This is a genomic window from Bifidobacterium margollesii, assembly GCF_002860355.1.
GTDB classification, from domain to species: Bacteria; Actinomycetota; Actinomycetes; order Actinomycetales; family Bifidobacteriaceae; genus Galliscardovia; species Galliscardovia margollesii.
Map to the genome: position 1 here is coordinate 175,538 of NZ_NMWU01000002.1, position 15,897 is coordinate 191,434.

7 protein-coding genes are annotated in these 15,897 nt (G+C 63.1%); 4 read left to right on the top strand and 3 right to left on the bottom strand.

Features of this window, described 5'->3' with window-relative positions; genetic code table 11:
- Nucleotides 1–44 precede the first annotated feature (44 nt).
- From Uis1B_RS00795 to Uis1B_RS00805, 3 genes are all read right to left on the bottom strand, one after another.
- The gene (locus tag Uis1B_RS00795; RefSeq protein ID WP_101614620.1) at nt 45–1,256 is read right to left on the bottom strand and encodes a putative ABC transporter permease; all 1,212 of its coding nucleotides are present in this window, start codon (nt 1,254–1,256) and stop codon (nt 45–47) included.
- A complete protein-coding gene (locus tag Uis1B_RS12180) occupies nt 1,253–2,626 on the bottom strand; it encodes a PP2C family protein-serine/threonine phosphatase (protein WP_133124781.1) in 1,374 nt (457 codons plus the stop codon). Before Uis1B_RS12180 ends, Uis1B_RS00795 begins: the two co-directional genes overlap by 4 nt.
- A gap of 177 nt (nt 2,627–2,803) precedes the next feature.
- Nucleotides 2,804–3,778 (bottom strand): serine/threonine-protein kinase, encoded by a 975-nt coding sequence (locus Uis1B_RS00805; protein ID WP_165782652.1) that lies wholly within the window; start codon nt 3,776–3,778, stop codon nt 2,804–2,806.
- A gap of 293 nt (nt 3,779–4,071) precedes the next feature.
- Here Uis1B_RS00805 and Uis1B_RS00810 point away from each other — a divergent pair, with 293 nt between their 5' ends.
- The 4 genes from Uis1B_RS00810 to Uis1B_RS00825 all read left to right on the top strand — a co-directional run bounded on the left by Uis1B_RS00810 (nt 4,072) and on the right by Uis1B_RS00825 (nt 15,694).
- The gene (locus Uis1B_RS00810; RefSeq protein WP_243390187.1) at nt 4,072–8,475 is read left to right on the top strand and encodes a PD-(D/E)XK nuclease family protein; all 4,404 of its coding nucleotides are present in this window, start codon (nt 4,072–4,074) and stop codon (nt 8,473–8,475) included.
- The gene (locus Uis1B_RS00815) at nt 8,472–12,530 is read left to right on the top strand and encodes an ATP-dependent helicase (RefSeq protein ID WP_101614628.1); all 4,059 of its coding nucleotides are present in this window, start codon (nt 8,472–8,474) and stop codon (nt 12,528–12,530) included. The genes Uis1B_RS00810 and Uis1B_RS00815 overlap by 4 nt, the downstream gene beginning before the upstream one ends.
- Nucleotides 12,531–12,733: 203 nt before the next feature.
- Nucleotides 12,734–14,077, top strand: coding sequence for an MFS transporter (locus Uis1B_RS00820; protein ID WP_101614630.1), 1,344 nt, complete (start codon nt 12,734–12,736; stop codon nt 14,075–14,077).
- A 138-nt stretch (nt 14,078–14,215) separates the two neighbouring features.
- Nucleotides 14,216–15,694 carry an MFS transporter gene (locus Uis1B_RS00825; protein ID WP_101614632.1) on the top strand — a complete coding sequence of 493 codons (1,479 nt, stop codon included), beginning with the start codon at nt 14,216–14,218 and terminating at the stop codon, nt 15,692–15,694.
- Nucleotides 15,695–15,897: the final 203 nt, after the last annotated feature.

Consider the following 15,897-nt stretch of genomic DNA (forward strand, 5'->3'; position numbering starts at 1 on the left):
GCGCTGTGCCGCGGTTGTTGTCGCTGGTGCGGCGCCACACGCCCCTACACGCGACCGGAGCTCGCGGGGTCGATCGTCATGGTCTGGAACCGCTGCTGCATATAGGCGTCGTTGAAATGCTCGCCGAAGAACGTTTCGATCGGCGAGCCCGGCTGCATGCCGGCCATGCGCGTATACCAGCAGTCCAAGGCCATCAGGGTGGCCGTGCCGTCGATGAACATCAGCACGAACGCCACCGTGGTGAGCGAATACCGCCATTTCCACGGTATGCGGTTGATGAGCCGCAGCAGTTGCGGCAGACACAGTTTGATCCACGCCAATCCCAGCAGACCCCACATGATCATGTACTTGCCGCTGGTACGGCCGTTGATCGACAGCCATTGTCCGGTGTAGTCCCAGGCGGTGATGCCGAAGGCCGCCTGCATGAACCAGCTGGTGAAGTATTCGAACGCGCCGCCGATCACCGCACTGGCGAGGAAGATCAGCAGCGGGTTGTCGTCCCACAGCCGGTTGAGGAACACGGTGAGCAGCACTCCGCCGAACCCGTAGATCGGCGAGAACGGGCCCCACAGCAGACCGGCCCGATCCTGATATTCGCCGAACAGAATCCAGTGGTACACGGTTTCGATGCCGAGGCCGATCACGCAGGTGAAGACGAACACCCAGAACAGGTTGAAGAAGTCGAGGCTGATATACCCTTTGCCGCTCAGATCGCGGCCCGCCATGTTGATGCGCACCGACTCCTCGTAGGCGTCCCGCGCGTTCATCTGCTTCAATCGCCGTTGCAGGCGACGCTCCTCGTGCAGCGAGGGATCGGCGGTGATCGAGATGACCACCAATAGGATCAGTTGGACGAACGGCAGCAGCAGCGCGACGTCGAGACCGTAGAGGGCGAGATTCAGCAGGCCCTCCAACAGCGTCGTCGGGATCAGCCCGTAGGCCCAGCGGGCCGCGTGATGGCGGTGGTTGCGCAGCAGCAGCACGCCGAATACGATCAGCGCGGCGGCGTTGATCACCAGCACGACCGCATGCTCGCCGGTGAGGATGAAAGTGAGCGAGGTGTTGACGGATCCGGGGGAGAGCGACTTCACCTCTTCGACGATGAGAAACACGAGCAGCGGCAGGCTCACGGCGCCGATGGTCAGACACAGCGCACCATAGATTCTGACGATCAGCGGCAGTCGCGCGGCGTTTGCGCCGGTTATGCCGGGATCACTGGTCGTTCGGTGGTAAGCGGGGGGATTGCCGTCGGTCACTTGGCCTCTTTCGTATGGTGATCGGAGTCGGTGTCGGAATGATTGTCGGGATGGTTGTGGTTCTCGTGGTCGTGATCCGTTGTAGGTGCGGGATCCGTGTGGTCGGGGTTCGTCGTGTGGTCGGGATTTGCCGGGCGGTGAACGCTTCTGAGCGTGTCGAGCGTATCGTCGTCGAGCGTGTCCAGATCCTCGCCGCGCGGGATGCGGATGAAACCCCACAGCGAATCCTGATCGCCGGCGGATCGTCTGCCGGCGCGGTTGTCGTTCACCCGTGCGCCGGTGGTGTGGTCGTGATCGCCGGCAGGGTTCTGCTTACCGTCCGTTCGGCTGTTGCTGGCGAACCGACGTCGGCGAAAATCGACGTCGGGTTTGGTGTTTTCGGCTTCTTCGTCCTCGTCGTCGTGATTGGCGATCACATCCACCACGATCACGGTCACGTTGTCCCGGCCTCCGTGGCTCAGCGCCGCGTCGACCAGCCTGTCCACGGTCTGTCTGGGCGTGCCGGACGTCGCCGCGATCGCGGCGATCTCGTCGTCGTCCACCTCGCCGTGCAGTCCGTCGGAGCAGATGATGAACCGTCCGGGCAGATCGGCGCGGAAGAAATCGGGATCGATGCCCGTCGGGGATCCGATGCACTGGGTGATCAGGTTGCGAGGCACCGTCAGCTCGGCCAGTTCCGGGGTGAGCGTTCCGGAGTCGATCAGCTCCTGCCGGCGTGAATGATCGCGGGTGATTCGGACGAGCGAGCCGGCGTTCCACGTCGTGGTCCTGTTGCGATTCCCCTGCGGGTCGTGGTCGTCGCCGTCTCCGTGTTGTGCGGGATCGCCGTGTTGTGTGGGGCCGAAATCGCCGATGGCCGCCCGACGGTTGCGCGCCGACTCCGTGTTGTGCGCGAGCGGCATAATGCGATTGAGATGATAGGTGCGCGAATCGCCGATGTTGACCACATACCAGACGTTGTCGCCCGAGGTCTCGAACGAGTCGCCGAGCGCGTTGAACGCCACCGATGGGCGCGAGCCGCTGCCCGTCATGGGAATCTCCACCGTCTCCTCGGCATCGGTGGCCCGTGCCAGAATCAGTCCGGTGACCGTGGTGCCGGAGACCCCGCCGTACTCGCGACCGATCTCGGTTACGCGTCTATGCGCATCGCCGAGCGCACGGATGATGTCCGCCTTGGACCGTTCGCTGGTCATCGCCAGCCGGGCGCAGGCCCTGCGGGCTGCCGCGCTGGCCTCCTCGCCGGCCACGCCTCCCCCCATGCCGTCGAATACCAGGAACATGCCGTCCGAGGTCAGTGCGCAGTCCTGGTTCATGCGTCGCCGAAGTCCGATGTCGCTGGTCGCCGCCGCGGTAACCGTGTATGTCGTCATGTCTGGGTCTTCTTTCCTGTCGAATCCCGTGTCGATGTCTTCGCCGAATCGGATGCCGAATCGCAAGCCGCTCGTTTGATCGGAAGTTGCCGGCGACGTCGTACGCCGCTCGTTGAATCGGAAGCTGCTTGCCGGGTCGGAAGCTGCTGACCGGCGAGAAGATACCCTCCTACGGTTCTACCAGTATGTGCCGCCACCGGAAGGGCGTTTGTTCTGCTGACGGCGCAGACTCGGTGGTGTCGGGGGCAATGGTGCCGGTGTCGCCGGTAATGTCGCCGGTGCGTGTTCGTCGTACGGCGGCGTATGCGCGGCGATCACCGGGGTCTGATGGCCGTAGCATCGCTGCTGCACCCGTTGCATGGCCCGCGCGAACAGCAGGGCCGAGGGATACCGATCTTCGGGCCGCCTGCTCATCGCCTGTGCGAGCACCTGTTCGAGCGCTTCGGGCACATCGTCGCGCCGCAGTTTCGGCAGATCCCGATGAATGATGGCCTCGGCCAGCTCCCGATCGTCCGCCACCCGATACCCGTATTCGAACGGGGAGTGACCGGCGAGCAGCGCGTACAGGGTGGCGCCGAGCGAATAGATGTCCGCGGCCTCGGAACCCCCCGATTCGCCGGAGAGCACCTCGGGTGCGGCCCACGGCGTGGAGAAGCCTTCCGCCCGCTTCGCCGAATAGATGCTGGCGGCGATGCCGAAGTCGGTGAGCAGGGGAGTGCCGCGCTCGCCGAGCAGGATGTTGCTGGGCTTGATGTCGCGGTGGATGATGCCCTTGACATGCGCGAAGAACAGCGCCCCGGCGATTTCGATGCCTACGGTGAGCGCCTGATCGGCGGTGAGCAGGCTGAATCGGATGAACTCCTTGTAGCTGCCGCCGGCGGCGTAGTCCATCACCAGGTATCCGCGGCCGTCATCGGTGATTCCGGAGTCGTACAGGGCGGGAATGTGCGGGTGGGTGGAAAGATCGGCCATGAACCCGGTTTCGGTGCGCAGTCGCATGCGGGCGCGGCTGTCGGAGAGCCGGCTGGTCACTTTCACGGCGACGAGACGGTCGGGTTCGCGCTGCCGGTAGAGGAACACGGTGGAATCGGCGCCGGAAGCCAGCGTGCGAACATGGTCGTAGCCGGGCAGTTGCGGCGGTTCGACGGTCATGCTCGCTCCTTGGGGTGCTGGGTGCTGGGTGCTGGGTGCTGGGTTGGGTGCTGGCGCTTGCGGAGGATGTGCTACGCATAGTAATAGCATGACGTTGATTTCGCGGGTGATCGTGTTTGCGGGTGTTCGTGTGGCGCGAAACGCCGGGGCGTGAAAAAACAGGGAGATATCTCCCTGTTTTATCGGCGGGGTTTTAGGCTGATGACATGAACAGGTATACGAATGATTCAGGTAAACATGCTGCCGCGGGTGGTCGTGCGACTGCGGGTGGTCGTGCGACTGTGGGCGAGCGGATGTCCTCTGCCGACGCCATGCGACTCGTTCGTCGCCTGTTCGACGGCGAGCTCATCAATGACGAGGGAGCGCCGACCCGAACGCTGCTGGTGGTGGGAGCGCCCCGCAGCGGCAAAACCGGATTCGCGACGGATGCGTTGTATCTGGCCATGGAGGATTTCGGCGACGAACGGTCGGTGATGGTCGTCTCCGATCGTCTTCGGGCTGATGCACTGAACCGTCGGGTGATTGCGCGGCTTGGCGTAACCTCCCAAGCCCGCCCGGTGACCACGTTGTCGGCGCTCGCGTTCCGTATGATCGCCAAGGATCATGCCCGGCGTTCACTGCCGATGCCGAAGCTGCTCAACGGCGCCGAACAGGATGCCCTGCTGCGGTCCGTGCTCGCTGTGCACGTCGGGCATATGCAGGCCGGCGATCAGTGCGATACCTGCCGGCTGCTGATGCGGTATTTCGCGGAACCTGAGTGGGCGTCGCTGGTAACGTCGTCCTCGGCGTTGGACGCGGTAGCCGGTGCCGGTGCCGAGAACGGTGCCGGTGGTTCCAATACGGCCGGCACGACGAGCGATGCGGTGCTCGCCAGAGGCATCAATGCGCAGTTCGTCTCCCAGCTGAGGGACATGCTGGCCAGAATGAACGAACTCGGCGTCTCGCAGAATAGGGAGGAATCGATCATTGCTGCCTTGGCGCAGTCCGGTGACGGCGGCGAAGCGGGAGTGCGGGGAGAGCGTCTGGCCGCGCAGTGGCGTCTCGCATTCGCGCTGAGAGCGGAGTATATCGAAACCATCGGGAACATCTACCCTGACGAGTTTCGCTTGGATTCCTCCCGCCTGCTGGTGGAGGGCTCCAGAGCGGTGGAACTGCTCGGCGAGGACGAACTGCCGCAGGCCGTGATCGTCGATGACGCGCAGGACATGACGTTGGCGGGCATGTCGTTCATCCAACGTCTCACATCCCACGGATGCGCGCTGGTGCTCGTCGGCAATCCCGATGAGGCAGTGCAGTCGTTCCGAGGCTCATACCCCGAGTTCCTGTTCCTCAGAGTGCCGCTGACTCCGTTCGGCATCCCCTCCTGCGCCGACGGCTTGCCGGAATCCGGCGCGGCGAACGACCGGAATCTGGGCCGTCTGGCAGGTGTGGCCGTGTCGCTTGAAGACGGTTCCTCATCCGAAGCGTGCGTGCGGCGGAACACGTATCTTGGTCTGCTGTCGTCACGGGTGTCGCTGAGCATCGCCTCCAGGGAGGACGATCCAGTACCGTTGCCGAAACGTCCGGGCAAACTCCCCAGGATTCCGGGCTCGTCGCCCATTGCGTCGCTGCCTGCCGACGATCCCCGCCTGGAAGACGGCTCGGTTCACAGTGCGTTGTACCGCAGTCCATCCGAGGAGATGGATGACGTGGTGTGGCGAATCAAGCACGCCCATATCGTCGAAGGCGAACACTGGAACGAGCTGGCGTTGATCGCCCACGACAATGCCACCGTACGTATGTTCGGTGAGCGGCTCAGGCGCGAAGGGGTTCCGGTGCGATACTCCTCGGTGACCAGACCGTTGAAGGACGAGCCGTTCATTCGGGGATTGTTCGCGCTCATCGACCTCTCGCTGATGATGCGCGACGGCATCGGTTCCTGGCGAGGCGGGTCGTCGGACGTCGATCTTCGGGCCGTTGCGGCGAAGGTGCGATCCTGCGCGATGACGGTGATGCGCTCGCCGTTGTTCACCGTCGGGGGCGGTGATGATCGCGATGGCCGTCCCGTTCGCATGTCGTCGGTGAATGCCGCATTGAAGGCGATGGAATCCCTGTCGCAGGTGATTGCGGGAAAAGCTGGGGATCGTTTGACCGATACGGCGGCGCTGGGCGAATTGGTCGTCGCGTGGAACGATATGCTGCGCCAACTGCGAGAGGATCGCGATGGCGGGAATGAGGCGGACACCGTGATCGACGATTCGCTGTTCGATGGGTCGAAGACTTTCCCGTCGGTCGTTGGGGGAGGACCGGGGTCGGATGAGCCGGGATTCGGCTTGGACGCGATGTACCTGCTGCTGTCGCTGGGCGGAGATCAGTCGCGGCGGGTGCTGGAATCCATACATGCGGTATGCGGCTCTCACGGTTCATGGCATGATCCCGATGTCGAAGCTTTCGAACGGATGTGGAGTATTGTTCGGCGTATTGCCGATGGGCTTCGCTCGCTGCCGGGCACCGAGCCGCAATACGTGCTGTGGATGGCGTGGAGCGCATGCGCGGTGTCGGATCGTTGGCAGCGCATGGCGTTGATCGACGGTGAGGAGGGACGTGAGGCCAATGACCGGCTTGACGCCGCCATGCGGCTCTTCCAATTCGCCGAAGGAACCGGAGGAGGCCGGGACATCCGTGATTTCATGGAACGGGTGAAGGCCTTGGAGATCGAAGCCGACTCGCTGGCCCATATCGGCCCCATCGAGGATGCGGTCAGTCTCACCACGCCGGCCGGTGCCGCCGGCAGAAGCTGGAAGCGAATATGGCTGCCGTCCATGCAGCAGGGAACATGGCCCAATCTCGCCGCACGCAATACGATGTTCGGCGCCGAGTCGCTGGCCGACGTCATGCTGCGCGGCCGTCTCTCCGAAGACATGCAGGGCGGCATGCCGAACGATATACGTCGGAGCTCCTCCGTCATGCCGGTACTGTACGCCGAGGAAAAAGGGTTGCTGGTGGCGTTGACCAGAGCATCGCAGACCGTATACGTCAGTGCTGTGATGGACGACGATCACACGCCGTCCGACTTCCTCTACGGGTTCCTGCCAGAACGCTTCTCCTATGAAACGGATGGATCGACGCAGTATGCCGAAGTCGGGCAGGCCGGCGACTACTCGGGGTTGGAGCTCAGCGTGCGCGGACTCGTCACCGCTGCGCGTAGTACGCTTGCCATCGGTTCTCTGCAGCGCACGGTCGACATCGGCTTGGCGAAGACCGGCGATACCGCGGAGGCATCGTCACGAAGAGCCGCCGAATCCCAGGACGGCGTGATCCGTGAATCCTCGATGCGTGATGCGGCCGACGCGTTGGCCTACCTCGCCGAACACGGCCATGACGAGGCCGATCCCGCGAACTGGCCGTTTCTATACGATGCTGATCCATCCGGCTCCGTGAATTCGGATGCGGCCGAGGCGTCGAATGATGTCGTCAATCCCGATCCCGTCCGATCGACCACCGTCACCCTGTCGCCATCCGCCGTGGACGGCATCTGGGCGTGCCCTGTGTGCTGGATGATGGGAAACCGGTTCGCCGGCCCGCGATCTTCCAGCGTCGTTTCGGGATTCGGCACCATCATCCACGAGGTCGCCCGGAAAGCCAGCGAGCTGGGCCTCGATCTTCCCGACTATCGCGGCGACCAGCCGCCGGAAATCCGAGTGGAACTCATCACCCGTCGCATGATGGAGATCTACCGCGATCTGCGTATCGACCCCGCCGACATTCCCGGTGTGCCGGATCGGTATGCAGCCACCCGCAAGGACGAATCCGCGGAAACGATGCTACGGAACATCGCCGATTATTTCGTCCACAGCAACGAGCCCGATTATGCGAAGTTCCCCTCGGCCCAAGTGCCGGTGGGTACGCTCGTGGAAGCGCAATGCGAGCTGAAGTTCCTCGCGCGATTCGGACTCCGAGACATCCTCCGAGACTACAATGCCATCAACGGTCGAACGCCGGTCGAAGCCGATGATCTCTACGAGCTCATGGGCCTGTTGGTGGGAGGCTGGCCCGAAGGCATGAGCCCGGACCTGTCGATACGGCTCACCGGCCGCATCGACCGCAGGGAACTGCGCAGAACGGCTGATGGCACCGCCATTCGTCTCATCGACTACAAAACCGGACGGGAACGCTCAGGCCCACGGAATTTCAGCGATCTACAGCTGGCGTGCTACCAATTGGGGCTGCGTTACCACACCGTCGATGAACACGACCATAGCCGGTCCTCCAGCGAGCGTGATCTCAATGGGGCGATGCCGCGCATCGCGCAATCCGGCCTGTTCTTCGTCGCATCGCGCGCCGATCCGTCGCACTATTTCGCACCGGAAAGCAGCTATCAGCCGGCATTGTTCGACCATGGTCATATCACTGCGGAAGCGTTCCATCCGCGATCCCGGGTCAAGGAGCTGTCGAAACTGTTCGCGGAACCCGACCTGCCGCAGGAGAGGCCTGACGCCATCGGGGAAGCGGCATGGGCGAGATTCCTTGAGGAAAGCGGCACCCAGACCATGTGGTCACTCACCATGATCGCCCGAGTGCTGTATGCCGCAGGAGCGATGCGCTCGCGAACGCTGACGGCCCATCCGGATCCGGAGCACGTCGAATTCTGCCGCATGACATACTGCTGCCCGGCATGCGCCGGCGAATCAAGATCGGTAATGGAGGAGAACCGATGACGAAGGCATTCACACCCACGGCCGAACAGGCGTCGGTGATCGACGCACCGGCGGACGACGATGTGCTGGTGGTCGCCGGCGCGGGTTCCGGCAAAACCTTCACCATGACCAGACGGATCATCTCACTGATTGATCGAGGTGTTCCTGCGGAACGCATCCTCGGACTCACCTTCACCAGAAAAGCGGCCTCCGAACTGCTGTCCCGCGTCTCGGCCGCAGTGACGGCAACGGCATCACAGGAGCCGGGAGCCTCCGGCGCATTCCTCAAGCCGGAGATCTTCACCTACGATGCCTTCTTCCAGTCCATCGTCCGACAATACGGTCTGCTGGTGGGCATGGACCGCAGCACGCAGCCGCTGAGTGAGGCAGGCGCCTACCAGCTGGCGAGCGACGTGATCGGACGTCACATGGACCTGCTATTCGGCAGGAATCCATCGTCCGATAACAACTCAACCGACGGCACTGCATCCGATGGCACTGCAACGGGCGGCGGCGATGCCGACGACATGGGCGCATTCGGCACCGTCGTGACCCGTATGTTGGCGCTGTGCTCCGACATTTCCAGTTCGATGATCGGTGGGGATTGCATGTCGTTCCATGATGCCGTGGAACGGATCCGCCATTGGGACGACGCCTTCGAACATCGCCTTGCTGAACTGATCGGCGATCGTGAAATTCCCGAAAAGGCGCCGAACGTCAAATACCCCACCCGTCGGAAGAAAGACGACGACGAAAGCTGGGCCGCGAAGCTCGCCGAATACGATCGAGCGAGGCAAGGGCTGATGCTGTTCAATGCGAACGCCCTGCGATCCGTGGTGCGACGACGCGAAATCCTGCTCACGCTGGCCGAGGAGTTCCAGAAGGCCAAGCACGAACAGAACATGGCCCAATTCAGTGACTTCACCATCGCCGCATACCAGCTGGTACGACGATTCCCCTCGATCGGGGAGGAATACCGTCGCCGGTATTCGCATGTGTTCCTCGACGAATATCAGGACACCTCAACCACCCAATCAGCGTTGCTGGCAGCGCTGTTCCATCCCGAACGCCCGGATTCCGAAGACCTTGGCAGCGGCCATGATTCGACGGCGAGACTCGCGCAGCGGCATTCCACCGGTTCCCGCCGATCGGCGGTGAACGCGGTGGGCGACCCGTTCCAGTCGATCTATGCGTGGCGAGGTGCCAGCCCGGGCGCCTTCCGCATGTTCCAGCAGGATTTCTCGCTGGACGATTCATCGAAACCCCGTCCCCTCACCTTGACGAGACGCAACAGTCGTCTGGTGCTCGAAGCGGCGAACGATCTGACCATCGCGCTCAGGCAGGCTCCGGCCCGTCGCGGCAGCTCCCTGATGCGCGAAGTGGACGTTCCCGCGCTCACCTGTCTTCCCGATGCCGATCTTGGCACTCTGGGAGTGCTGGGATTCACGACTCTCGGTCAGGAGATCGACGCCGTCGTGCGATTCGCCCATCAGACCGTGGAACGGTATCGCGTCGAAGACGCGAACGGCGAGCGCAAGGCCGGTCCGCATGTGGCGGTGCTTTTCCGTTCCAAAACCGCCATGCCGCAATATCGGGCTGCACTGGAGGCGTCAGGCCTCACCTGCGAAGTGGTGGGATATTCCGCATTGCTGGAACAGCCACCGGTAAAGGACCTGCTGGCGGTGCTGCACGCGGTGTCCGACCACACCGATTCCGCGTCGTTGATGCAGTTGCTGGCCACCAAACGGTTCGGTCTCGGCCCGGATGATCTGGCGGCGCTTGCGGGGCTGGCCGAACGGGCCAACATCGAATACCAGTATCGTGCGCTGGCCGAATCGGGCGTCGTGCCTTCCGACGCTCCGAGGAAGCAGTGGGCCCGCCTCGTCGCCGATCATCGTGACCGGATATCCAACGGTGTGTTCCTCATCGACGTGCTGCTGCGCGACGACCTGTCGTCACTGCTTGGGTCGACGGTCTCACCGAGGGGCGGAATACTGATCCTCAAGGCCGCCCAGGTGCTTCGTACGGTGGAACGGTCCATGCATCGAGCCCTCCCCGACATCATCCGTTGTGCCGTGGAGTCATTGGGCCTTGACATCGATACCGTGGTAGCCCGGAGCATCGCCTACGGGAATGAGGCGGGAACCCCCACGTCGGCGCGCGAGCCGTTGCAGTCCATCATCGATCTGACCGCCGCCTACATGCAGGAGATTCCCGAACGATCCACGCCATCGCTTCGCGGGTTCATGGCCTGGGTTGATGCGCTGGGCACCGTACCGGAAAGCGCCGCGGCGCATATCGACAAGCATGTGGACGTCACCTTGATGTCCATTCATCAGGCCAAGGGACTCGAATGGGATGCCGTCGCCGTCGTCGGTATGAAACGGCACGCATTCCCCAGCAATCAGGGCGATCATCTGTCCATCAAAGCGGACCCGGATCATCTCGGAGGCGTGCATGACGGCATCTGGTCTCCTCCGCAGTATCGGGAAAGCGCCCGCGTCTGGCTGGAGAATCCTACGGCCGTGCCGGTTCCCGTTCGCGCGGACGCCGGCATTCTGCCGAGATTCCCCCACGACGCCGACGTTGAACACCCCTCATCGGATTACGACCTTCACGGCATCGATTCCCTGTATCGACTGCAATGCGAGGTGTATGGCGACGAATCCGCACGGGAATCGGGCGATGATGACGGTACCGCTCCCTCCTATTTGAGCCAGCGCGAGGAATACGGTCGTCGTCTGCACGACGACGAGCGTCGTCTGGCCTACGTGGCCCTGACCCGAGCCCGCAAGGCCGTGCTGCTCACCTTCAGCGCCACCGGTGACCTTGCGTCGGTGCCGGCTGCGGACTGCAAGCCGCTGGATGTGGAGACCAAGGCCTCGAACTTCTGGATGGAGATGCATGAGGCGTTCGTGGGGCGGCCCGAAGCGGTGCGTGAGCCGTCCTCCGTGGATCCGAATACCGCGGATGCGGGGCGACGTGATTCCGTCGTGGGATTTTTCATCGGCGACAACGCGGAAGAGTACGAAAACGCCATAGTGGGCGGATGTCTTGCGGAACCTCGTTCCGCCGACGGTTCGCGTGGCGACGAACTATCGTGGCCGGCGCCGCTGGACGATAGGGCGGCTCAGGCGCTGAACGCCAGTGCCGAGGCGGTGCGCAATGCCATGAAGGCGCTGCAGAGCGCCGGTTCCGAAAAGGATTCGGCGGAGGGCGGAGTCGTGCCCGACCCCGATGGTCTATTGAGCTACGCCCGACAGATCACGGTGATGAACCGGGAAACCCAAGCGGTTCCGAAAACCGGAGAAGGCCGTCTCGCGGCGCTCAAGGCCAAAGGCGAGCGCATCCTCGCCGGAGGGCGGCAGAACGTCACCTCCATTCAGGCCAGAGCCGGTCTCATGGATGAGCGCGAAGCACTGTCGTACTGGAGCGGCATCGTCAGGCCGGTGCCCAGGGTCGTTTCACCGAATGCGCAGGCCGGTACCATCTTCCATGACTGGGCTGCACGATTCATCTGCCCGCAGTCCGACGCAGGGGAGCGCCTATCGCCCGAGGAGATCCGCGCGTCGATGCTGGAGGAGCTGAGTCGGGAGGAACAGGCGCTACCGTCATCCTCATCCGATCGGTCCGAATCGTCGCGCGCGTCGTGGCGGATGCTGCAATGGCGTCGAAGACTCGCCGAATCGGTCTGGGCCGGACGTCGCGCCGTGTCCGCCGAACGTTCCATCGTCGTCGACATCGACGGTCTGATCGTCAACGGCAAACTCGACGCGGTGTTCCGTGGAGGTCTTGATCCCCATGACGGCACCAAGCTGCTGACGGTGATCGACTGGAAGACCGGTGCGAAACCCCGCGACACGCAGGATATCCGACGAAAACTCGCGCAGCTCGATATGTATCGGCTATTGTTGTCTCGGCTTGAGGGCATCCCTCTGGAAAGCATCGATGCGGCTTTGTACTACGTTTCCGTCGCCGACGAGCGGCAGCGCCAGTTATGCGCCGAGGCGAAGACGGAGTCCGAGATCATCAGGGAGATGTCGTTGGGCCTGCCGGAGCAGTCCGATAACGATTGATCGCCGGCCATTATCCGACTCACCACAGTCGTATTGAGTTCGCGGAAGCCAAGCCGCCCGCATGCCGCGGCATGACGTGCGATATCGATCGTGCGTTGTGCGGCGTTCAAGCGGACATCCTTGCCCGTCGGCGTCCGATGCCGGATTATCGGTGAGGTCGTCAGCGGAACCCGATCCGTTGATTCATAAGCGAGTGTTCAGTTATGAAGTTCAAGGCGAACGGCGGCAAGGCACGACATCACGCCTCTCCGTATGCCGCCCTGTTCCGTATTCCCGGTACCAAGGCATTCTCCGCGTCGGCGGCGCTGGCCAGACTCCCCATATCGATGATGGGGCTCGGCATCGTGCTGGCGCTGAACCACATCTACGACAACTGGACCACTGCGGGTGCGATGAGCGCCGCGTACGTGCTCTCCGCGGCGGTGGTCACCCCGGTGTATGCCCGACTCTTCGACCGTTTCGGCCAGCGAAAGGTCGGTCGCGTCGCGCTGGCGCTGCAGGTGGTCTGCATGTTCTCCTTCGCGTTGGGCGCCTATCTGCGTATCGCACTGCCGGCACTATTCGTGCTCGCCATGCTTACCGGCGTCACCCAGTTCGCGTTCGGCGCCCTGGTGCGTACCCGATGGGCATGGGTGCTGCGCGGCCAGAAGGACGATGCGATGCTCAACGCCGCCTATGCCTTCGAATCGGCGATCGACGAAACGGTGTTCGTGATCGGGCCGATTCTCGCGGCGTTTCTGGCGACTTCGGTGCATCCGGTGTCTCAGCTGGTGTTCCCCGCATTCTGCTCGCTGATCGGCGGCACGGCGTTCTTCATGCAGAAGCAGACGCAGCCTTCGGTGATCACCGTGGAATCCCCGGGATCACGATCCGATCGATCGTCCTCCTCCGTGGTCGATGCCGTCGGCAATGTACGCGAAGGGGCCTCCTCACGCAGGATCAACGCCTTGTTCCGCGTTCGGACGAGGAGCGCGTTGGCCTATCGGGGCGTGGCGCTGCTGTTCCTCATCTTCATCGCCTTCAATATGAGCTTCGCCTGCTTCGACGTCTCCGTCACCGCCATCACCAAATCGATGGGACTGGAGAAGATCGTGGGCGTTCAGCTCGCCCTGTTCGCCGTCGGCTCGCTGTTCGGCGCGCTGATCTTCGGATCGGTCCGTCTCCGAGGATCGCATTGGAGCCATCTCTCGGTGCTGTTGAGCGTGCTCACGATGTGGTACGTGGGATTCCGTCTGGCCGCCGACAATCTGGTGGTGCTCGGCGTGCTTGAGGTGTGCGCCGGCTTCGTCGTCGCCCCGATCTTCGCCACCGGCAACCTGCTCGTCAAGGACATCGTTCCCGAATCCTCCCTCACCGAAGGATTGTCGTGGCTCAACACCGGAAGCTCCCTCGGCGTGTCTCTGGGATCGACCGTCACGGGCGTGGTACTGGATGCCTTCGGCACCCACGCCGGCATGCTGCTGCCGTTCCTCACCACGGCATGCGCGGTACCGCTGGCCTTCGCGGGATGGACGTCGGCCCGACGCCGAGCCCGCCGATCCAGATGATCATGATCCCGGCGACTGATCATGGTTCCGGCAGACCGGAGACCGTGAGCTAGTGACAGTGAACTAGTGACCGTGAACCAGTGCCGTGATTCGGTGTTCCGTGGCGGATCGGTGCGTACTCGGCGGTACCATGAGCGAATGAGCGAGAAGAACAACGGCGTACCCGAGAAGAACAGCGCCGACGTGCCCGAAAGCATCGTCGCGTCCGCGGGCCACTCCATCGAAACCGAAACCGAAGCTGAAACCGAAACCGGAGCCAAGGCCGGCGTCGAGCCGCCCGCAGGATCCTCGGCGCCTTCTCTGGGCGGTGCGAAGGCCTATGCGGTGTGGGGCGTCGCCATGGCGGGCTACATCTTCGCCGTCACCTGTCGTTCGTCCCTTTCCGCTACTGGCATCGAGGCCGCCCACCACTTCGACACCACCAGTACGGCGCTGTCGATGTTCCTCTATCTTCAGCTGTTCGTCTATGCGATCATGCAGATTCCCGCCGGTGTGCTGCTCGACCGATTCGGCGCCCGGCGACTGATCGCCGCCGGCGGCATACTGATGTCCTTCGGCCAGGCTCTGATGGCCGTGGCCCCGGCCACCTCGATCGCCGTGATCGGTCGCGGCATCGTCGGCATGGGCGATGCGATGACCTTCATCTCCGTGATCCGACTCGTCTCCGCATGGTTCCCGTTCGAACGGGTGCCGCTGATGAACCAGATCACCTCCATGCTCGGCGGTCTGGGGCAGATCATCTCCATATATCCGTTCGTCTGGCTGCTCAGACTCGCCGGATGGCAGATCGCGTTCCTTTCGCTTACCGCCATCGGCGTCATGATCGCGGCATGCGTGATCATGAGCGTGCGCGACACCCCGGCGGCAGCGCGTCGAACGCCGGGCGCGGCGGAAAACCATGCCGACCGTACAGACCGTACAGACCATGCCGACCATGCAAACCGTGACGGTCTCGGTTCCGCGCTGCGAGGTCTGAAGGCGGTGCTTAAAACCCCGGGCACGTTCTGCGGATTCTGGGTGCACTCCACCACATGGTTCTCCATCAACATGATGAACCAGCTGTGGGGCGTGCCGTTCCTGCTGGCGGTGGAGGGCTATTCGCGCGAGCAGGCGAGCGCGTATCTGGCCATCGGCATGGTCATCAATGTGGTGTGGGCCCTGTCGATGGGCCGCATAGCGGGACTGCATCCGATTCACGGCCGTGCGGCCATCGTGTACGCCACGGTCGGCTCCCAGGCCCTGTGCTGGACGATTCTGCTGCTCACTCCGGGGCCGCACCCCACATGGTTCATGGTGCTGCTGCTTCTGGCCATGTCCAGCGGCGGTCCGGCCTCGAACATCGCATTCGACTTCGCCCGCGACACCAACCGTCCCGACAATCTCGGCGCGGCGACGGGGTTCGCGAATACCGGCGGATTCCTGTCTTCGGCGCTCATCTTCCTCGGCGTGGGCATGATGCTCGACGCTCAGGGCGCCACCGATCCGAGCCTGTACACCGATCATGTGATGCGCATCGCCGTGCTGATCCAGTATCCGATGTGGATCATCGGTTTGACCGGATTCACCGTCATGCTGCCGAAGACCACGAGGATTCTCAGGGCACGATTCCATCGCTGACCGGAACGACACGCCCGGGTTTTTCTAGGGGCACCCTCTGTGGTTAAATAATCAAGTTGCCTGTTTTGGGCTCGCAAAATTGTTTACTCAAAAGCGAGCGCGGCACTTCAATCTGCACGGCGGATTGTTGCATGGCTGCGCACTGATGTGGTTCGACCGCCTGCGGGAGGGATCCCGCGGTTCGTCATGCCCTGACGTGCCCC

Bases quoted from the DNA above. Each gene is read 5' to 3' on its own strand.
- Uis1B_RS12180 (WP_133124781.1), bottom strand. From the start codon at position 2,626: ATGACGACATACACGGTTACCGCGGCGGCGACCAGCGACATCGGACTT.
- Uis1B_RS00805 (WP_165782652.1), bottom strand. From the start codon at position 3,778: ATGACCGTCGAACCGCCGCAACTGCCCGGCTACGACCATGTTCGCACG.
- Uis1B_RS00810 (WP_243390187.1), top strand. From the start codon at position 4,072: ATGTCCTCTGCCGACGCCATGCGACTCGTTCGTCGCCTGTTCGACGGC.
- Uis1B_RS00815 (WP_101614628.1), top strand. From the start codon at position 8,472: ATGACGAAGGCATTCACACCCACGGCCGAACAGGCGTCGGTGATCGAC.
- Uis1B_RS00820 (WP_101614630.1), top strand. From the start codon at position 12,734: ATGAAGTTCAAGGCGAACGGCGGCAAGGCACGACATCACGCCTCTCCG.
- Uis1B_RS00825 (WP_101614632.1), top strand. From the start codon at position 14,216: ATGAGCGAGAAGAACAACGGCGTACCCGAGAAGAACAGCGCCGACGTG.